This window comes from Lysinibacillus sp. PWR01 (assembly GCF_043359455.1).
GTDB classification, from domain to species: domain Bacteria; phylum Bacillota; class Bacilli; order Bacillales_A; family Planococcaceae; genus Lysinibacillus; species Lysinibacillus fusiformis_F.
Genome location: NZ_JBHERJ010000047.1, coordinates 40,615 through 60,323 on the forward strand (window position 1 = coordinate 40,615; position 19,709 = coordinate 60,323).

16 protein-coding genes are annotated in these 19,709 nt (G+C 39.1%); all 16 read left to right on the forward strand.

The annotated features are described in order from the left end of the window. Positions 1 to 12: 12 nt before the first annotated feature. Positions 13 to 1,581 (forward strand): sodium/solute symporter, encoded by a 1,569-nt coding sequence (locus ACEVFT_RS07650; RefSeq protein ID WP_205441865.1) that lies wholly within the window; start codon positions 13 to 15, stop codon positions 1,579 to 1,581. Between the two features lie 166 nt (positions 1,582 to 1,747). Further along, positions 1,748 to 2,227 carry a signal peptidase II gene (lspA, locus tag ACEVFT_RS07655; RefSeq protein WP_004227346.1) on the forward strand — a complete coding sequence of 160 codons (480 nt, stop codon included), beginning with the start codon at positions 1,748 to 1,750 and terminating at the stop codon, positions 2,225 to 2,227. Then, positions 2,224 to 3,135, forward strand: coding sequence for an RluA family pseudouridine synthase (locus tag ACEVFT_RS07660; RefSeq protein WP_205441867.1), 912 nt, complete (start codon positions 2,224 to 2,226; stop codon positions 3,133 to 3,135). Before lspA ends, ACEVFT_RS07660 begins: the two co-directional genes overlap by 4 nt. Before the next feature lie 240 nt (positions 3,136 to 3,375). Next, entirely contained in the window at positions 3,376 to 3,924 is a 549-nt protein-coding gene (pyrR, locus tag ACEVFT_RS07665; protein ID WP_205441869.1) for a bifunctional pyr operon transcriptional regulator/uracil phosphoribosyltransferase PyrR, read from the forward strand. Between the two features lie 14 nt (positions 3,925 to 3,938). Beyond that, the gene (locus ACEVFT_RS07670; RefSeq protein ID WP_205441871.1) at positions 3,939 to 5,249 is read left to right on the forward strand and encodes a uracil-xanthine permease family protein; all 1,311 of its coding nucleotides are present in this window, start codon (positions 3,939 to 3,941) and stop codon (positions 5,247 to 5,249) included. A 313-nt stretch (positions 5,250 to 5,562) separates the two neighbouring features. Beyond that, a complete protein-coding gene (locus tag ACEVFT_RS07675; protein ID WP_205441873.1) occupies positions 5,563 to 6,441 on the forward strand; it encodes an aspartate carbamoyltransferase catalytic subunit in 879 nt (292 codons plus the stop codon). Position 6,442: 1 nt separating this feature from the next. Continuing rightward, positions 6,443 to 7,720 carry a dihydroorotase gene (locus ACEVFT_RS07680; RefSeq protein WP_393949110.1) on the forward strand — a complete coding sequence of 426 codons (1,278 nt, stop codon included), beginning with the start codon at positions 6,443 to 6,445 and terminating at the stop codon, positions 7,718 to 7,720. After that, a complete protein-coding gene (gene carA, locus ACEVFT_RS07685; protein WP_205441877.1) occupies positions 7,720 to 8,820 on the forward strand; it encodes a glutamine-hydrolyzing carbamoyl-phosphate synthase small subunit in 1,101 nt (366 codons plus the stop codon). Before ACEVFT_RS07680 ends, carA begins: the two co-directional genes overlap by 1 nt. Next, positions 8,813 to 12,010 (forward strand): carbamoyl-phosphate synthase large subunit, encoded by a 3,198-nt coding sequence (gene carB / locus ACEVFT_RS07690; protein WP_393949113.1) that lies wholly within the window; start codon positions 8,813 to 8,815, stop codon positions 12,008 to 12,010. The genes carA and carB overlap by 8 nt, the downstream gene beginning before the upstream one ends. A gap of 1 nt (position 12,011) precedes the next feature. Continuing rightward, positions 12,012 to 12,785, forward strand: coding sequence for a dihydroorotate dehydrogenase electron transfer subunit (locus ACEVFT_RS07695; RefSeq protein WP_205441879.1), 774 nt, complete (start codon positions 12,012 to 12,014; stop codon positions 12,783 to 12,785). Then, positions 12,782 to 13,693 (forward strand): dihydroorotate dehydrogenase, encoded by a 912-nt coding sequence (locus ACEVFT_RS07700; RefSeq protein ID WP_342442660.1) that lies wholly within the window; start codon positions 12,782 to 12,784, stop codon positions 13,691 to 13,693. Before ACEVFT_RS07695 ends, ACEVFT_RS07700 begins: the two co-directional genes overlap by 4 nt. Then, positions 13,693 to 14,397 (forward strand): orotidine-5'-phosphate decarboxylase, encoded by a 705-nt coding sequence (pyrF, locus tag ACEVFT_RS07705; RefSeq protein ID WP_205441880.1) that lies wholly within the window; start codon positions 13,693 to 13,695, stop codon positions 14,395 to 14,397. Before ACEVFT_RS07700 ends, pyrF begins: the two co-directional genes overlap by 1 nt. 3 nt (positions 14,398 to 14,400) lie before the next feature. Further along, positions 14,401 to 15,030 carry an orotate phosphoribosyltransferase gene (gene pyrE, locus ACEVFT_RS07710; RefSeq protein ID WP_016994265.1) on the forward strand — a complete coding sequence of 210 codons (630 nt, stop codon included), beginning with the start codon at positions 14,401 to 14,403 and terminating at the stop codon, positions 15,028 to 15,030. Between the two features lie 880 nt (positions 15,031 to 15,910). Further along, positions 15,911 to 16,906: an ABC transporter ATP-binding protein gene (locus ACEVFT_RS07715; RefSeq protein ID WP_393949115.1), complete on the forward strand. Its 996-nt coding sequence runs from the start codon at positions 15,911 to 15,913 to the stop codon at positions 16,904 to 16,906. Positions 16,907 to 16,910: 4 nt separating this feature from the next. Then, positions 16,911 to 17,900, forward strand: a complete 990-nt coding sequence (locus ACEVFT_RS07720) for an ABC transporter ATP-binding protein (RefSeq protein ID WP_205441882.1) — start codon at positions 16,911 to 16,913, stop codon at positions 17,898 to 17,900. 57 nt (positions 17,901 to 17,957) lie between these two features. Beyond that, the gene (gene opp4A / locus ACEVFT_RS07725) at positions 17,958 to 19,691 is read left to right on the forward strand and encodes an oligopeptide ABC transporter substrate-binding protein (protein ID WP_393949118.1); all 1,734 of its coding nucleotides are present in this window, start codon (positions 17,958 to 17,960) and stop codon (positions 19,689 to 19,691) included. Positions 19,692 to 19,709: the final 18 nt, after the last annotated feature.

Sequence of the window (19,709 nt, forward strand, 5' to 3'; positions counted from 1 at the left end):
GGGAAATGTTGAATGATGGAAGCTCTATTAGAACCAAAGATGTTAATGACCATTGCTTTGATGGGAACGATTGTATACATTACGTATTTAACAAAAAGAAATGCAACCGCATCGGATTTCTTTGTAGGTGGCAGAAGCTTCGGATGGTTTACAAATGGTTCTGCCATTGGTGGGGATTACTTAAGTGCAGCAACATTCCTGGGCATCGCAGGTTTAACATTTCAACTTGGATATGATGGTGCTTATTATGCTTTTTGCTTCTCCATTGGGTTAACATTATTAGCGATTTTTGTGGCGGGTCCTTTAAGACGTTTTGGTGCATTTACCGTTGCAGATTTTTTAGGCTATCGTTTTCACAGTAAACGAGCACGGCTTGTAGCGGTGGCGGTGGTTTTAGCTATTTCCGGCTTTTATGCAGCTCCCCAATTATTAGGTGCTGCACAAATTTTAAGTATGTTTTTTGGTACTTCTTATGAATTTGGCATTATTTTTACTTGTGTTGTTATGATTTTTTATGTAGGAATTGGTGGTATGAAAGGGACAACCATCAACCAAGCATTAGAGTTATGGATTCGTCTTGGTGCGTTTATCGTGATGTTAATTGCAGCGGTTTATGGTGGTTTACATTACGATAAAATTTTAGCAGCCATCCATTCATTTAGTGGTCCAATCACAGGCACTTCACCGTATGCCTTAGATGGCAATGATATAAACTTTGATGGTGCTGCTTGGACAGGCACAGGCTTCTATTTCCCAACATTCTGGCAAACAATTAGTATGACAATTGGGTTAGCGCTAGGAACAATTGGACTTCCTCATATCTTATTACGATTTTATACAAATCCGAGTGCTAAAGCAGCCCGTAAATCTGCACTCATGGCCATTGGGATTGCAAGTGCGTTCTTCCTATTAGCTGTTTATTTAGGTGTTGTAGGTCGATCTATTTTCATTTCTGGAACAGCTAGTGAGGAAGTTATGCGCGATTTAGTGCTAGGTGGAAATAATATGGTGATTCCTACTACAGCCCTTGCACTAGGTGGCAAATGGCTACTTGGATTAGTCATAGCAGGAGCATTTGCAGCTATTTTCTCCAATCTTTCAGGACTGTTTATTACAAGCTCAGGCGCACTAGCTCATGATTTATATGCCAACATCATGAAAAAGGATATTACACAAAAACAACGTGTTATTGCAGGGAAAGTGGCCATTGTATTATTAGGTATTTTATATGGGGCATTGGGATTACTTGTAAAGGATGCATCCATTGGTCATTTAGTGGCGCTCGCCTTTACTGTGGCAGCAAGTACATTCACGCCAATATTTATATTAGGTATTTGGTGGAGAGGCATGACAGAAAAGGGGGCTATTGCAGGATTACTAATTGGACTTGGCGTATCTATGTGGATGATCTTTTTACCAGGAACGTTACCAAGCTTCTTACAGTTTAAAATTCCAGGTATTGTGACGGTGCCTGTTGGCTTCTTATCTGTTATTATCGTGTCATTACTAGATCGTAAAGTTCCTGCTGATGTCAATGACTTCATGAAGCGAGTGCATTCAAAGGAATCTGAAACCGTATAACCCAATAACTTATAGCTATTTCTATTGCTTAAACGTAATAGGAATAGCTTTTTTATATTCCCGCAAAGAGATTGGATATCCGCCATATTTTGATATGATATTAGTTATTGTGAATGGTGCTGTTATGGTAGAATAGGTAAGATGTTGAGTGAACGGAGGAATGTCTGTGTATAAATATTATGGATTAGCTGCTTTTGTCGTTTTATTGGACCAATGGACAAAATGGCTAATTGTGAAAAATATGGAATATGCTGAACGCATTGCTGTATGGGACCCATGGTTTGGTATCTTGTCTCATCGAAATAGAGGGGCAGCATGGGGAATGCTAGAGGGGCAAATGTGGTTGTTTAGTATTGTGACAGTTGCTGTTATCTGTGCGATTGTCTATTTCTATCATAAAGAAGCAAAAGGAAAGCCTGTTTTTCAAGTGGGCTTAATGCTCTTGCTTGGTGGTGCAGTAGGAAACTTTATTGACCGTCTATTTAGAGGAGAAGTGGTCGATTTTGTAGATGTTTTAATTCCAATTATTAATTATGATTTCCCTATTTTTAATGTCGCAGATGCTGCATTAACAATAGCAGTTGTCGTGCTGATGATTGGCTTAATTATGGAAGATAAAAAAGAGAAGAAACAGGTGAAACAATGACGCAAGTAACATATACAATCGAAGAACAGCAGCAAGGAGAGCGTATTGATAAGGCACTTTCAAGCTTACAATCAGAGTGGTCCCGCACGCAAGTTGGGAACTGGATTAGTGAGGGAGTCATCAAAGTAAATGGTGATGCTGTGAAAGCGAAATATAAGGTTAAAGCTGGTGACGTCATTGCTATCGATGTACCAGAAGTTGAAGAATTGGATGTAGTCGCAGAAAACCTAGATTTAGATATCGTGTATGAGGATGCTGATGTCCTTGTTGTGAACAAACCTAAGGGTATGGTGGTACATCCAGCACCGGGCCATATGGGAGGTACACTGGTAAATGGATTAATGTATCATTGTCAAGATTTATCAGGGATTAATGGTGTGCTACGACCTGGTATCGTTCATCGTATCGATAAAGATACATCAGGCTTATTAATGGTTGCTAAAAACGATACGGCCCATGAATCATTAGTCAATCAGTTAGTTAATAAAACGGTTACTCGTAAATATATTGCCCTTGTCCACGGGCATATTGCACATGATAAGGGAACAATTGATGCGCCAATTGGACGTGATCAAAAAGATCGACAAAAACAGGCAGTCGTTGATAAGGGTAAACATGCTGTTACACACTTCCAAGTAATTGAACGTTTTGGTGACTACACACTTGTGGAATGTCGTTTAGAAACAGGACGTACACACCAAATTCGTGTGCATATGAATTATATTGGTTTCCCACTTGTTGGAGATCCAAAATATGGTCCGAAAAAGACAATCGACTTTGGTGGACAAGTTTTACATGCAGCGACTTTAGGATTCGATCATCCTTCATCTGGAGAATATTTGGAGTTTGAAACACCACTTCCTGCTGATTATGAACAGTTATTAAATGATTTACGAAATAGGCATTGACGTATACGAAAAGAAAGTCTATACTAACGACAGTGAATGAACAACATAACTAAATATTCACCTTTAATAGCAGTCCAGAGAGGCTGAGAAGGGACATGTGATAGTGTTGTGAAAATTTGTGCTGCAAATTTTTCCAACATGCTTTTTCGACACGTATACAACCCTCTCAGGCTATTCGCCTCGAGAGGTTTTTTTATGGACACATGGCCGACAATAGATTGAAGAGAGGAGGATACGAATATGGCACAAAATGAATTATTAGATGGCCCATCAATGACACGAGCATTAACACGTATTGCCCATGAAATTATAGAACGTAATAAAGGAATCGATGAATGTATTTTAGTTGGCATTAAAACACGAGGTGCCTTTCTAGCCAGACGTTTGGCACAGCGAATTGAAAAAATTGAAGGTAAACCGATTCGTACAGGGGAACTTGATATTACACTTTACCGAGATGATTTAACAACAAAACATGAAAATGAACAAGCACATGTAGAACAAGTTGATATCGAGTATCAAGTGAAAAATCAAAAGATCATCTTAGTGGATGATGTACTTTATACAGGACGAACAGTACGTGCAGCTCTAGATGCAGTGATGGATCTAGGAAGACCAGGACAAATTCAACTAGCCGTTCTAGTGGATAGAGGACATCGAGAGTTACCAATTAGAGCAGACTATGTAGGGAAAAACGTTCCAACTTCTGGATCTGAGCGCATCGTAGTTAATTTACAAGAAGTAGACGGAGAAGATTGCGTCATTATTTACAAAGAAGACGAACAATAAAGTGAGGAAACAGTATGTCAAATGCAGTTTTAGATATTAAGGATAAACCGACCCCGCTTCAGCTAGTGACATTAAGTTTCCAGCATATGTTTGCGATGTTTGGATCAACGATTTTAGTGCCGCAGTTAGTAGGCCTTAGCCCAGCGATTGCCCTTTTAACGAGCGGAATTGCTACATTATTCTTCCTACTAATTACGAAATTTCAGGTACCAGCTTATTTAGGATCCTCCTTTGCCTTTATTGCACCAATCTTACTTGCTGCTGGTGGACTAAATGAAAACGGCTCAAGTGTAAACCCAGGCAATGCCATGATTGGTGCAATGGCAGTCGGCATTACGTACGGAATTGTATCCTTAATCATTTGGAAAAGTGGTTATAAGTGGATTATGAAAATTTTGCCGCCAATCGTGGTAGGACCAGTAATCATGGTTATTGGACTTGGACTATCTGGTACGGCTGTGAATATGGCGATGAACGTCAATGGGGAGTATAGCTTTTTACACTTCTCAGCAGCTTTAGTTACAGTCTTTACAGCTATCATCTTTACGATTTTCTTTAAAGGAATTTTAAGTACTATGCCAATTTTGATTGGCTTAATTGTAGGGTATATTTACTCCATGATGATCGACATAGTAGACTATACACCAATTGCCAAAGCAAAATTCTTCGCCATGCCTGATTTCTTAATACCAGGTGTGCATTATGAATTTGAAATAACAACAAAAATCCTTCTTATCATGGTACCAATCGTGATCGTAACAATTTCTGAACATATTGGTCATCAACTGGTATTAGGAAAAGTAGTAAATCGAGATTATATTAAAGAACCGGGTTTACACCGTTCCCTACTAGGTGACGGGCTCGGAACATTTGTCAGTGCTTTAATCGGCGGTCCTCCGAAAACAACGTACGGTGAAAATATTGGTGTACTAGCCATTACTCGAGTATACAGTATCTACGTTATTGCAGGTGCAGCAGTGGTTGCCATCTTACTATCATTCTTCGGGAAAGCAATGGCAGTAATCGCAACGATTCCAACCGCAGTACTAGGTGGCGTTTCCATCCTACTCTTCGGAATTATCGCAGCAAGTGGCTTACGTATGCTAGTAGATAATCATATTGATTTTGGTAACAGTCGTAACCTAGTGATTGCTTCAGTGATTTTAGTCATTGGCATTGGCGGTGCCAAGTTTGTTATCTCAGAATCATTGAGTGTTGAAGGAATGGCATTAGCAGCGATTATCGGTGTGCTATTAAATGCGATTCTGCCAGGTAAAAAAGAAGCTGATGTACCCGTACCATACAATCAAAATAAAGATTCATAGAAGTACCTTTTAATGAATTGTCCAGAGAGGCAAAAAAAGGGAAGTTGTGGACAGGCTGAAGTAGGATGTATGTCTTGCTGTAGTTTGTCACGCCTCCTCATGCCTCGTTGATGACATCAACGGGGCCTTTTTTATCTTCAATCATCACCTTAAGAAAGAGGATGATTGAAGATAAAGCCTCTGGCGGTTGTCACGGATTTTGAATTGTGCAAGCCCAATTCAAAATCCGTACGCAATTACGCCAAGGCGAAATTGACTTAAAGAACGTCATACATAAGACGTTCACGACTCACAACCTAATGGAGGTCACATGATGAAGAACTTATTATCGATGGAACATTTAACAACAGAAGAGATTAACCAAATCCTAGATCTTGCGCAAGCATTTGAAAATGGTGAAACATCATCGTTATCTCGCACACACAAAGTGGCCAATTTATTCTTTGAACCAAGTACTCGTACAAAAACAAGCTTTGAAATGGCAGAATACAAAATTGGCTGTCATGTTATCCCTTTCGATGCAGGGTTTTCGAGTGTTACGAAAGGGGAAACGATGTACGATACTGTCAAAACGTTAGAAATGATTGGTTTAGATGCCGTCATCATTCGAGCGTCAGAAGATGAGTATTACAATGAGCTACTGGACGGTATTAATGTAGCAGTTATTAATGCAGGGGACGGTGCTGGGCAACACCCTTCACAATCCTTATTGGATCTTTATACCATCAAAAAAGAGTTTGGCTATTTTGAAGGGTTAAATGTCACAATTGCTGGAGATATTTCTCATAGTCGAGTAGCGAAATCAAATGCAACAGCATTACAAAATTTAGGGGCAAATGTTCATTTCCTTTGTCCAGAAGAATGGTCTGGCGGTTTTGAAGCGCATCATTCATGGGAAAATTTAATCGAAATAAGTGATGTCATTATGTTACTTCGTGTGCAACATGAACGTCATAAAGTGAATAAAAGCTTCTCGAAAGAGGGTTACCATCAGGAGTTTGGTTTAACGATTGAACGAGAAAAGCAAATGAAAGAATCAGCCATTATCATGCATCCAGCACCCGTAAATCGTGATGTCGAGATTGCTTCTGAGTTAGTAGAGTGTGATCGCTCTCGAATTTTTGAACAGGTGCGGAATGGTGTTTACACACGGATGGCTATTATGGAAACCATTTTAAAGGGGAGAGAATAACATGACAAAGGTACTTCAAAATGTACAAATGCTAAATGAACAAGGTGAACTGGAGACAGTCAATATTGCAATGGCAGACGGAAAGATTACGGCAATTGGTCAAGATGTGACTGTAGCAGGTGCAGAGCTGATTGAAGGAACTGGTTTGATTGTGGCACCAGGCTTTATCGATGTTCATACACATTTACGAGAGCCAGGATTTGAGCATAAGGAAACCATTGCAACAGGTTCGGCATCAGCAGCAAAAGGTGGCTTTACAACAATTTGTGCAATGCCTAATACAAAGCCAGTACCTGATTCGGTTGAAAACATGCAGCTCATTAATGGGCTCATTGAGGACAGCTCTGTTATTCGAGTACTCCCATATGGTTCCCTAACAAAGGATATATCGGGTGAGGTTCGAACAAATATCGAAGAATTAAAAGCACATGGAGCAGTAGCATTTTCAGATGATGGTGTTGGCATTCAGCTGGCCTCTACGATGTATGAGCAAATGAAAGATGCTGCCAAGCACGATATGGTCGTTGTGGCACATTGTGAGGACAACTCTTTAATCTATGATGGCGTGATGCATGAAGGAAAGCGTAATAAAGAGCTTGGCCTTCCAGGAATACCTTCCATTTGTGAATCCGTACAAATTGCACGGGATGTACTACTTGCAGAAGCAGCTGGCGCTCGTTACCATGTTTGTCACGTATCGACGAAGGAATCTGTGCGTGCGGTAAGGGATGCAAAGGCAGCAGGAATTCGTGTCACAGCAGAGGTTTGTCCACATCACTTATTACTAGAAGAAATGGATATTCCATCTGATGATGCTAATTGGAAAATGAATCCACCATTACGTGGAGCTGATGATAAAGATTCTCTACATGCAGCACTACTTGATGGCACAATCGACTGCATCGCAACAGATCATGCGCCACATACTGTAGAAGAAAAATGCTGCGGAATGGTTGGCGCACCATTTGGAATTGTAGGTTTCGAAACAGCTTTCCCACTACTTTATACACAATTTGTAGAAACAGGAAAGTGGACGTTAAAACAATTAATTGATTGGATGACAGTGAGAGCAGCTGAGATTTTTGATCTGCCATATGGCACATTAGAAGTAGGCGCTTCAGCTGATATGATTTTAATTGATATTCAAAAAGAACAAACGATTGATGCAGAAGGCTTTGTATCAAAAGGTCGTAATACACCATTCAACGGCTGGGTGGCAAAGGGTTGGCCAGTACTAACGATTTTTGAAGGCAATATCGTATATCAGGAGGCAGAGTAATGAAAAAACGTTTACTAGTTTTAGAAGATGGCACAGTATTTACAGGTACAGCATTTGGTAGCGAGCGCGCTTCACAAGGTGAGGTTGTATTCACAACAGGGATGACAGGTTATCAGGAAACGATTTCAGATCCTTCATTCTATGGACAAATTGTCACATTAACTTATCCTTTAGTTGGTAATTACGGAATTAACCGTGATGACTTTGAATCGATTACACCAGCCATTCGTGGATTCGTTGTACGTGAACTGGCTAAAAACCCTTCAAATTTCCGCTGTGATTTAACATTAGCTGACTATTTGACATCAAAGGATATCCCAGGAATTGAGGGGATTGATACACGAAAATTAACACGTATTATTCGCAGTAAAGGATCAGTAAAAGCGATATTGACAGCTGCTGATGAAGAAGTAAATGTGGATGAAATTGTGGCACAATTACAAGCGACGCCAGCCATTACGCACCATGTTCGTGAAGTATCACCAAAAGCTGCCTATCCATCTCCAGGGCGTGGTAAACGAGTAGTCTTGATTGATTATGGAATGAAGCATGGTATTCTACGTGAATTAAACAAACGTGATTGTGATGTGCTAGTAGTTCCTTACAATACGCCAGCTGAGGAAATTTTAGCTTGGCATCCAGATGGCATCATGCTATCGAATGGACCAGGAAATCCTGAAGATGTTCAAGAAGGCATTGAAACGGTACGTAACTTAATTGGAAAAGTGCCAATGTTCGGTATCTGTTTAGGTCACCAAATCTTTTCTTTAGCGAGTGGAGCGAAAGCCTTTAAATTACCATTTGGACACCGTGGTGGTAACCATCCAGTAAAAGATTTACGCACAGGTCGTACAGATTTAACATCACAAAACCATGGCTATGCCATCGACATCGAATCCTTAAAAGATACTGATTTAGAATTAACACATATCGCGTTAAATGACGGAACATGTGAAGGTGTGCGTCATAAGAAATATCCAATTTTCACAGTGCAATATCATCCAGAAGCATCACCAGGACCAGAAGATTCAAACCACTTATTTGATGAATTCATCGAAATGATGGAAGTAGAAGCAGGGAAGGGGAAACAACATGCCTAAACGTACAGATATTGAAACTATTTTAGTAATCGGCTCAGGCCCAATTGTTATCGGACAAGCAGCAGAATTTGACTATGCAGGAACACAAGCTTGTCTTTCATTAAAAGAAGAGGGCTACCGCGTTATTTTAATCAACTCAAACCCTGCTACAATCATGACGGATACAGAAATTGCTGACAAAGTCTATATTGAGCCAATTACTCTTAATTTTGTATCTCGTATATTACGTAAAGAACGCCCAGACGCGATCTTACCAACACTTGGTGGTCAAACGGGTCTAAATATGGCAATCGAATTAGACAAATCAGGTATTCTAGATGAGCTTGGGATTGAAATTCTTGGTACAAAATTAGATGCAATCCATAAAGCTGAGGACCGTGATTTATTCCGTAATTTAATGTATGAGCTAGGAGCTCCAGTTCCTGAGTCTGATATTATTCATAACTTAGATGAAGCGAAAAGATTTGTGGCGAAAATTGGATACCCTGTCATTGTTCGACCTGCCTTTACACTTGGCGGTACAGGGGGCGGTATTTGCTACAACGATCAAGACTTAGAAGAGATTGTGACATCTGGTTTAAAATATTCACCTGTGACGCAATGTCTATTAGAAAAATCGATCGCTGGCTATAAAGAGATTGAATACGAAGTAATGCGTGATGCGGTTGACAATGCGATTGTCGTATGTAACATGGAAAACGTTGACCCAGTAGGGATTCATACTGGTGACTCAATCGTTGTAGCACCAACGCAAACACTGTCGGATCGAGAAAACCAAATGCTACGTAATATATCATTAGATATTATTCGTGCACTTAAAATTGAAGGTGGCTGTAACGTACAGCTAGCACTTGATCCATATAGCTTTAATTACTATGTGATCGAAGTAAATCCACGTGTCTCTCGTTCATCTGCATTAGCATCAAAAGCAACAGGCTATCCAATTGCTAAGCTAGCAGCTAAAATTGCAGTAGGCTTAACGTTAGATGAAATTAAAAACCCTGTAACAGGATCAACATATGCTTGCTTTGAGCCTGCACTGGACTATATCGTAGCTAAAATTCCTCGCTGGCCATTCGATAAATTCGAATCTGCTAAACGTAATCTTGGTACGCAAATGAAAGCTACTGGTGAGGTAATGGCGTTAGGTCGTACTTTTGAGGAAGCTATGCTAAAAGCAGTTCGTTCTCTTGAGACAGGTCAAGTACACTTAGAGTTAAAACATGCTGAGGAAAACTCAGATTCTTGGATTGAAAAACGTATCCGCAAAGCTGGGGATGAGCGTCTATTCTTCATCGGTGAAGCTTTACGTCGAGGTGTAACAATTGAGCAAATTCATGAATGGTCAGCAATCGATCTATTCTTCTTAAATAAATTTAAAAATATCGTGGATATGGAACAAACGCTTGCTGATAATAAGAATGACAAAGAAGTACTACGAACAGCTAAACGTTTAGGCTTTGCAGATAAGAAAATTGCTGAGCTTTGGGAAACTACAGCAGAAGATCTTTACGCTTATCGTAAAGAGCATGGCATTATTCCAGTCTATAAAATGGTCGATACATGTGCAGCAGAATTTGAATCAGAAACACCATATTTCTATGGGACATATGAAGATGAAAATGAATCGATTAAGTCAGAAAAACCTTCTGTTGTGGTACTTGGTTCAGGTCCAATCCGCATCGGCCAAGGGGTAGAATTCGACTATGCCACTGTACACTCAGTATGGGCGATTCAAGAAGCAGGCTATGAAGCCATCATTATCAACTCAAATCCAGAAACAGTGTCAACAGACTTCTCGATTTCTGATAAATTATACTTCGAGCCATTAACAATTGAGGATGTAATGCATATTATCGACTTAGAACAACCAATTGGAGTTGTTGTTCAATTTGGTGGTCAAACGGCTATCAACCTTGCTGATAAATTAGCTGCAAATGGCGTAAAAATCCTAGGCACATCTTTAGAGGATATTGACCGTGCAGAAAATCGAGATAAATTTGAGCAGGCTCTACGTGAATTAGATATTCCACAACCTCAGGGAGAAACAGCAGTTTCTACAGAGGAAGCTCTTGTCATTGGTGAGCGCCTAGGCTTCCCAGTACTTGTTCGCCCTTCTTATGTACTTGGTGGACGTGCAATGGAAATTGTTTATAACCAAGAAGAATTACAGCACTATATGGAAAACGCGGTAGAGGCATCTCCAGATCATCCAGTATTAGTAGACCGTTACTTAACAGGACAGGAAATTGAAGTAGATGCTATCTGTGACGGTGAAAATGTGTTAATTCCAGGAATTATGGAGCATATCGAGCGTGCAGGAGTTCACTCTGGTGACTCGATCTCTGTTTACCCACCGCAAAAATTAACACAAGTACAAAAAGATACATTAGTTGACTATACAACTCGTCTTGCGAAGGGGCTAGGCATCATCGGCTTAATGAATATCCAATATGTGATTTCACAAAACGAAGTATTTGTCATCGAGGTGAATCCACGTTCATCACGTACAGTACCGTTCCTAAGTAAAATTACAAATATCCCAATGGCTAATATTGCAACAAAAGCAATCCTAGGCAAATCCATTGTAGAGCAAGGCTATCCAACAGGCTTAGCAGCTGAGCAAAAAGGCGTATTTGTTAAAGTACCAGTGTTCTCATTCGCTAAATTACGTCGTGTAGACATTACATTAGGACCTGAAATGAAATCTACTGGTGAGGTAATGGGGAAAGATGCAACATTAGAAAAAGCTCTTTATAAAGGCTTAGTTGCAGCAGGTATGGAAATTCGAACTGAAGGTACAGTATTATTCACTGTATCTGATAAAGATAAAGAAGAAGCAATCGCATTAGCAAAACGTTTCTCAACAGTAGGGTATCGCATTGTAGCTACTGAAGGTACAGCAAAAGCATTTGAAGCAGCAGGCGTACGCACAGATGTTGTCGGCAAGATTGGCGCGAAAGGACAAACATTGATTGACCTTATCCAAAATGGGGAAGCTCAGCTTGTTGTCAACACTTTAACAAAAGGGAAGCAACCAGCTCGTGACGGCTTCCGAATTCGTCGTGAATCTGTAGAAAACGGCGTACCTTGTCTAACATCTTTAGATACGGCAGAAGCAATGGTACGTGTCATCGAATCCATGACATTTACAGCAGAAGAAATGCCAAAAGCGGAGGTAGTACACTAATATGATACGTCAAGAGAAAATGACGGTCGTCTCTCAAAAGCAAATTGCGACAAACATTTTCGAACTGACACTTCATGGTGAACTGGTTCAGGAGATGACTCCTGGCCAGTTTGTCCATGTAAAGGTGTCAGATTCACTGGAGCCGCTTTTACGTCGACCAATTAGTATTGCAAATATTGATAAAGACAACAACGAATTCACAATGATCTATCGTGCTGAGGGGCGTGGTACGAAAGTGCTGGCGACGAATCGAGAAGGTCAGCAGGTCAACGTGCTTGGACCAATTGGGAATGGTTTCCCAGTAGATGCGGTACAAGAAGGAGGTACAGCACTACTAGTTGGTGGTGGCATTGGTGTACCACCATTACATGAGCTAGCCAAACAATTGAATGCTCGTGGTGTGAAAACAATCCATGTTTTAGGCTTCCAAACAGAGGATGTCTGCTTTTATGAGGATGAATTTAGTGCACTTGGTGAAACGCATTATGTGACGGTGGACGGCTCGAAAGGTACAAAAGGCTTTGTGACAACTGTCTTAGAGTCGCATGCACCAGCGTTTGATGTTTTTTATTCCTGTGGTCCATTACCAATGTTAAGAGCATTAGAAGGCTTTTATCCTGAAAAAGAAGGCTATTTATCATTTGAAGAGCGTATGGGCTGTGGTATTGGAGCTTGCTTTGCATGCGTATGTAAAACAACTGATCAAGTTGAAAAAGACTATGTTAAAGTATGTTCTGATGGTCCAGTTTTCCCGAAAGGAACGGTGGCACTATGAGTCGTTTAACAATTCAAATACCAGGCTTAGATTTAAAAAACCCGATTATGCCAGCTTCAGGTTGCTTTGGCTTTGGTCGTGAATATGCACAGCTTTATGATTTGTCAAAACTAGGTGCTATCATGATTAAGGCAACAACGGTCGAAACTCGTGCAGGTAACCCAACGCCACGTGTTGCCGAAACAGCGGCGGGGATGTTAAATGCCATTGGTCTACAAAATCCAGGCATTGAAAAAGTGATGAATGAGGAATTAAAATTTTTAGAGGATTATGATGTACCTATCATCGCGAATGTCGCTGGAACAGAGACGGCAGACTATGTGGAAGTAGCACGCCGTATTTCAGCAGCACCGAATGTCAAAGCATTGGAGCTAAATATTTCTTGTCCAAACGTGAAATGTGGTGGTATTCAATTTGGAACAGATCCTGCTACAGCACGCGAGCTTGTCAAGGCTGTCAAGGCTGTGTCAGAAGTGCCAGTCTATGTGAAGCTATCACCAAACGTTACGAACATCGTTGATATTGCCTTAGCTGTTGAAGCAGGTGGAGCAGATGGGATTACGATGATTAATACATTGGTTGGTATGCGTTTAGATGAGCGTACAGGCAAGCCAGTCATTGCTAATGGCACAGGTGGACTATCTGGGCCAGCTGTAAAACCTGTAGCAATACGAATGGTTTATGAGGTGTACAAGGCTGTCAATATTCCGATAATTGGTATGGGCGGTGTAACGGAAGCACAGGATGTCATTGATTTTATGTCCGCAGGTGCTTCAGCTGTAGCAGTAGGAACTGCTAACTTTGTTGACCATTTCGTTTGTCCAAACATCATTGAAGAGTTACCAGCAAAGCTGGATGCATTAGGTGTAGAAAATATAACAGAGATTATTGGAAGGAGCCATCGTTGATGAATACGAAACCTATACTAGCTCTAGATTTTCCAGGAGAAAAAGAAGTATTCGATTTTCTTAAAAAGTTCAATGAGCCTCTTTTCGTGAAAATTGGTATGGAATTATATATGCAAGAAGGACCTGATATCGTTCGTAAAGTAAAGGATTTAGGTCATGATATTTTCCTTGATTTAAAATTACATGATATCCCAAATACAGTAGGCTCTGCGATGAAGGGTCTAGCAAAATTGGGCGTAGATTTAGTCAATGTCCATGCTGCAGGCGGACGTCCTATGATGGAAGCCGCTCTAGAAGGACTTGAAGCGGGAACACCTGCAGGCAAAGAACGTCCTGCACTAATAGCTGTTACACAATTAACATCCACAACAGAAGAACAAATGCAAGCAGAGCAAAAAATTGCTCTTTCTTTGCAAGCGTCTGTTCTGCACTATGCAGGTCTGACAAAGCAAGCTGGCTTACAAGGTGTTGTTTGCTCTGTGCATGAGGCAAAGGCGATTGCAGAGGCGTGTGGAGATGAGTTTCTACGTGTAACACCTGGAATTCGACTAGCAGGTGGTGCTGCACACGATCAAAAACGTATTGCAACACCTGATGGGGCAAAACGTGATGGTTCATCACTCATCGTTGTGGGACGTGCTGTAACTGGTGCACAGGATCCAGTAGCAGCGTATAAAATCGTAAGTGAATTATGGGAGGCATAAATTATGACATTACAAAATGAAATTGCACACGCTATGTTAAAAGTAGGAGCTGTAGAATTAAATCCAACAGAGCTATTTACATGGGCATCTGGTATTAAATCACCTATATACTGTGACACACGTTTAACAATTTCCGATCCAGTTATTCGTAAACAATTAGCAAATGGTTTAGCTTCTGTCATCAAAGAGAACTTCGGTGCGACAGAAATTGTAGCAGGAACAGCTACAGCAGGTATTCCACATGCAGCATGGGTAAGTGATATTTTAGAATTACCAATGGTTTATGTACGCTCTAAAGCGAAGGAGCATGGCCGTGGCAATCAAATTGAAGGAAAATACGCAGCAGGACAAAAAGTAGTGGTTGTGGAGGATATCGTCTCTACAGGTGGATCTTCCATTACAGCAGTAGAAGCATTGCGTGCAGCTGGCTGTGAAGTATTAGGAGTAGTTTGTGTCTACACATATAATCTTCCACGCGCTGAGCAAGCGTTTGATGAGGCTGGCATTCAATACGTATCGTTAACAAATTTTGATTATCTAATTGAAGCAGCAAATGAATCAGGTGCTATCAAAGAAGAAGATATTCCATTCTTAAAAGAGTGGCATGGCAAGTTAAAAGCTGGAGAGCTATAATCAGTAATCTTGCAAAAGTAGTAGTAAAACATAGAGTTACTGGAATATAAAAGAGAGTAAATGCATAGAAACAACTATCGATATTTTTGTTGATAGTTGTTTTTTTGTGTTTATTCGACGTGATTAGAATGAAATTAACGATGTTAACTTTGAAGAGAAGTATGGCATATAGATTAAAGGAATTGTAAAAATAATTTGTTTTTTTAATGTAATATAATACACTTCATTCATTTAGTACTTTAGTAAATAAAATTATTCATTAATAATAATTCGGAAAATTTAGTATCATTCTATGAACTAGATAAACTATTAAAATCCTTTTATAATCATGTTTTCCAAATAAAAGTAAATTTCGGCGTAGAATGAGTGGATCAATTAAGTAGGTTATCGTTATTTTAATAAAATAAAAAAATGATACTTTAGGCAAATAAAGTTAAAAATGAACAAATATTCAGTGTGATGAATTTTAAAGTATCTAATTTGAAATGCCATAGTTGTATGGCTTGATTTATTTGGAATATTATAAGAATTGTAAAAATTCACTTGATTAAATGTATTATTTCCAGATAAAATAGCATTACGCCTAATTGTCAGAATATTATATACTGATCCAGTTACTTTTACATTTGGAAAAAAGGGTCAATTTTATGTGATGGAGACTTCTCTTTAAAATTTGATATTTTTTTTAGCTAATATAATTTTGAAATAAGTTTAACATCGTTTGATTTCATTTTTCGGAATATTGAATCTTACAAAGAAATCCAAAAGCTAATTTCTTTTTACATCTTTTACTTTAAGAATACATTTTAGACATATGTTTCTGTTGCTTACATAAAGGATGTAGTGATTTTTAGTAAAAAAATTAAAGGTGTGATATTAAATGAGCTTAATGTTAGAAGTGAAAAACCTTAAAACTGGTTTTGATATAGATGGGGAGATTTATCATGCTGTTGATGATGTTTCTTTTTCAGTCAAATCTGGTCAAATTATTGGGGTAGTCGGTGAATCTGGATGTGGAAAAAGTGTCATGTCACTTTCGGTTATGCAGCTTCTTCCAAAAGGGATTGGCAAAATTACAGGCGGAGAAATTAAGTTTGAAGGCAAAAACATAGAAAATTATTCTAGTGATGACATGAATAAGATTAGAGGAAAAGATATCAGTATGATTTTCCAAGAACCCATGACATCTTTAAATCCCGTTTTTACAATAGGTTCACAAATACAAGAGATTATCTTAAATCACTCTAAAATGTCAAAGGCAGAGGCTAAAAGTAAAGCAATTGACTTATTAAAACAAGTCGGTATACCGAGAGCTGATCAAATTGTAGATGAGTATCCACACCAATTATCTGGTGGTATGAGACAAAGGGTTATGATTGCCATTGCCATTGCTTGTCAACCTAAGCTATTAATTGCAGATGAGCCAACTACGGCACTTGATGTGACAGTACAAGCTCAAATCTTAGATTTATTAAAGACAATTCAAGCAAAGAATGATATGTCCATTGTGCTTATTACACATGATTTAGGTGTCGTAGCCGAAATGTGTGATGAAGTAATCATTATGTACGCAGGAAAAATTGTAGAACGAACAAATGTAGATAATTTGTTCCACAACCCTCAGCACCCTTATACAAAGCTATTAATGGCTTCTATACCAAGAATCGATGAAGAAGTTGAAAAATTAACGACCATTCAAGGGATTGTACCTTCGTTAAAAAATATGCCTCAAATAGGTTGCCGGTTTGTTGATAGATGTCCTTCAGCTATGCCTGATTGTAGAAATGTTACGCCGCAACTTTCCTTTATAGATCAGGGACATGAGGTATCGTGTTTACTTTATGAGAGTTGTGATACTAGAAAGGGTGTGAGCTGACAGCATGAATGAAACAATCGTAAAACAAGAAAAGGAAAACTTATTAGAAATTATAGATTTGAAGACATATTACCCAATTAAAGGTGGTTTTTTAAGGCATACTGTCGGTCATGTAAAAGCAGTGGATAACATTTCTTTTACCATTAAAAATGGAGAGACATTAGGGCTAGTGGGGGAATCCGGTTGTGGAAAATCTACAACTGGACGTACAATTTTAAGATTATTAGACTCAACGGATGGAAAAATTATCTTTGGCGGTAAAGATATTACAAACCTGAGAGGGAGATCTTTAAGGGATATACGAAAAGATATTCAAATGGTATTTCAGGATCCCTACGCCTCATTAAATCCGATGCAAATGGTTGGGAGTATTGTTGCAGAGCCCATTATGAATTTCAGCAACAAATCATTGAAATCATTAAAAGGCGAGGTAATGGAACTATTAAGAAAAGTAGGTTTACCTGAAGATGCCTATTATAAATATGCTCATGAGTTCTCAGGTGGTCAGCGTCAGCGTATTGGCATTGCTCGGGCACTTGCACTTAGACCAAAGCTCATTATAGCAGACGAGCCTGTTTCAGCCTTAGATGTATCTGTACAATCACAAGTTCTTAATCTATTAAAAGAACTTCAGGATGAGTTTGATTTAACATTCTTGTTTATCGCGCATGATTTAAGTGTGGTCAAGCATATGAGCGATCGAATCGGTGTGATGTATCTAGGAAATATTGTAGAGATAGCCGATAAGGAACATATTTATGATGAGCCGTTGCATCCTTATACACAAGCTTTAATCTCTGCAATACCAGTGCCAGATCCGAGAAAGAAAAATAGTCGTATTGTTTTAGAGGGAGATATACCAAGTCCTGCTAATCCACCAACAGGCTGTCCATTCCATCCAAGATGTCCAAAGGCAATGGCAGAATGTTCATTAACGAAGCCTGCTTTAAAGGAGGTGAAGTCAGGGCATAGTGTTGCTTGCCATTTATATTAAAAACTAAAAACGGAAAATAGTTAGTTATTGACAAAATAAAATTACGGGGGGAAAAAAATGAAAAAATCAGCATTATGGTCATTTATGCTCTTGCTAGTTATGGCATTATTTTTAGCCGCATGTAATACTGACTCGACAACAACAGAGAAGGAAAATGAAAAGGATACAAGCGGGGATACAACGACAACAACGGATGAACCTTCTACAGAGGGTGGCATCGTAACATTTGGTACAGATACGGCACCTGAGGGCGTATATGATCCAGCTTATTCAGGTAGTATTGTAGATAGCTATATTCAAAATTTCACAACAGATGGTGTTTATGATGTAAATGATAATTTAGAATATGTTCCTAACTTAGCTACATGGGAAATTAGTGAAGATAAATTAACGTATACATTTACATTCCAAAAAGGTGTAAAGTGGCATAATGGTGAGGAATTAACAGGTGATGACTGGGTATTTGCATTAGAGACTCTAGCAGATCCTGATTATGCTGGACCTCGTTTTAATTATGCAGAAGGAATTAAAGGAGCAAAAGCTAAAAAAGAAGGTAAAGCTGATAAAATTGAAGGTATTGAAGTTGTAGATCCATATACAGTAAAAATCACTTTTGAACAAGTGAAAATTAATAATTTAGAACAACTTTGGCAATATCCAATGCCGAAGAAGCACTATGAAGGTATTGCGGTAAAAGATTTAGAGGAATCTAAACAGGTTCGTGAAAATCCTGTAGGCTTAGGGCCATTTAAAGTGAAAAAAGTTGTAGATGGAGAGTATTCTGAATTAGAGCGTTTTGATGATTACTGGAAGGGCAAACCACAGCTTGATGGCGTTATTGTAAAAGTAATCGACCCATCATTAGCAACTGGTGCGTTCCAAAACGGAGAAATTGACATTATGGATATTAGACCACAATCCGTAAAAGAATTAGAAGCATTAGGCAATGTACGTATTGAAGAAACTAATGGTGTGGGATACTCATACATCGGACTTCGTTTTGGCCACCGTGATAAAGCGGCGTTAAAAAATGTGGCAGATTTTGATAAATTTAATGCAAAAGAATTACGTCAAGCATTATTATATGCAATTAACCGTCCAGCAATGATCGATGCTTTCTTAGAAGGAAAAGCAACAGTTGCCAATACTGTGATTCCAACTACTTTCTGGACTGCTGCGCCAGAGTCAGAATTAAATCAATATGAATTCAACCTAGAGAAAGCTAAAGAGCTATTAGCATCTGCTGGCTATGTAGATAAAGATGGCGATGGTTTCGTAGAAGATCCGAAAGGTCAGCCATTTAAAATTTCATTTGGTCACTATGCAGGTTCAGCAGCATTTGAAGGTCGTGCCCAAGCAATTGTTCAATCTTGGAATGATATTGGTGTAAAAACAGAATTAGCTACAGGTAGTTTAATTGAGTTTAACTTATATAATGATATGAAAGACAATGATGATGCAGCATTAGAAGCGTTCTTCGGTGCGTGGAGTATGGGTTCTGATCCAGATCCATCAGGATTATGGGGGAATAACGCAGAGTGGAACTATGGTCGTTGGGTAGATCCGAAAAACCAAGAATTATTAGATAAAGGCTTAAGTGAAGAAGCGTTTGACAAAGACAAACGTATGGCAACATATGTTGAATGGCAAAAATACTTCAACGAAGAATTACCTGCACTTCCTTTATGGGAAAACTTAGATTTATATGGTATTAATGACCGTTTACAAGGTGTTCATGTCAACGCTGTTGGCTTCCAAACGGATGTTTATAAATGGCATATTAAAGAATAAGCTATCGTGTAATTTAAT

Coding starts and splice junctions, on each gene's coding strand:
- pyrR (WP_205441869.1), top strand. CDS start 3,376: ATGGCACAAAATGAATTATTAGATGGCCCATCAATGACACGAGCATTA.
- carA (WP_205441877.1), top strand. CDS start 7,720: ATGAAAAAACGTTTACTAGTTTTAGAAGATGGCACAGTATTTACAGGT.
- ACEVFT_RS07680 (WP_393949110.1), top strand. CDS start 6,443: ATGACAAAGGTACTTCAAAATGTACAAATGCTAAATGAACAAGGTGAA.
- pyrF (WP_205441880.1), top strand. CDS start 13,693: ATGAATACGAAACCTATACTAGCTCTAGATTTTCCAGGAGAAAAAGAA.
- ACEVFT_RS07695 (WP_205441879.1), top strand. CDS start 12,012: ATGATACGTCAAGAGAAAATGACGGTCGTCTCTCAAAAGCAAATTGCG.
- ACEVFT_RS07660 (WP_205441867.1), top strand. CDS start 2,224: ATGACGCAAGTAACATATACAATCGAAGAACAGCAGCAAGGAGAGCGT.
- opp4A (WP_393949118.1), top strand. CDS start 17,958: ATGAAAAAATCAGCATTATGGTCATTTATGCTCTTGCTAGTTATGGCA.
- ACEVFT_RS07720 (WP_205441882.1), top strand. CDS start 16,911: ATGAATGAAACAATCGTAAAACAAGAAAAGGAAAACTTATTAGAAATT.
- ACEVFT_RS07675 (WP_205441873.1), top strand. CDS start 5,563: ATGAAGAACTTATTATCGATGGAACATTTAACAACAGAAGAGATTAAC.
- pyrE (WP_016994265.1), top strand. CDS start 14,401: ATGACATTACAAAATGAAATTGCACACGCTATGTTAAAAGTAGGAGCT.
- ACEVFT_RS07715 (WP_393949115.1), top strand. CDS start 15,911: ATGAGCTTAATGTTAGAAGTGAAAAACCTTAAAACTGGTTTTGATATA.
- ACEVFT_RS07650 (WP_205441865.1), top strand. CDS start 13: ATGATGGAAGCTCTATTAGAACCAAAGATGTTAATGACCATTGCTTTG.
- ACEVFT_RS07700 (WP_342442660.1), top strand. CDS start 12,782: ATGAGTCGTTTAACAATTCAAATACCAGGCTTAGATTTAAAAAACCCG.
- ACEVFT_RS07670 (WP_205441871.1), top strand. CDS start 3,939: ATGTCAAATGCAGTTTTAGATATTAAGGATAAACCGACCCCGCTTCAG.
- carB (WP_393949113.1), top strand. CDS start 8,813: ATGCCTAAACGTACAGATATTGAAACTATTTTAGTAATCGGCTCAGGC.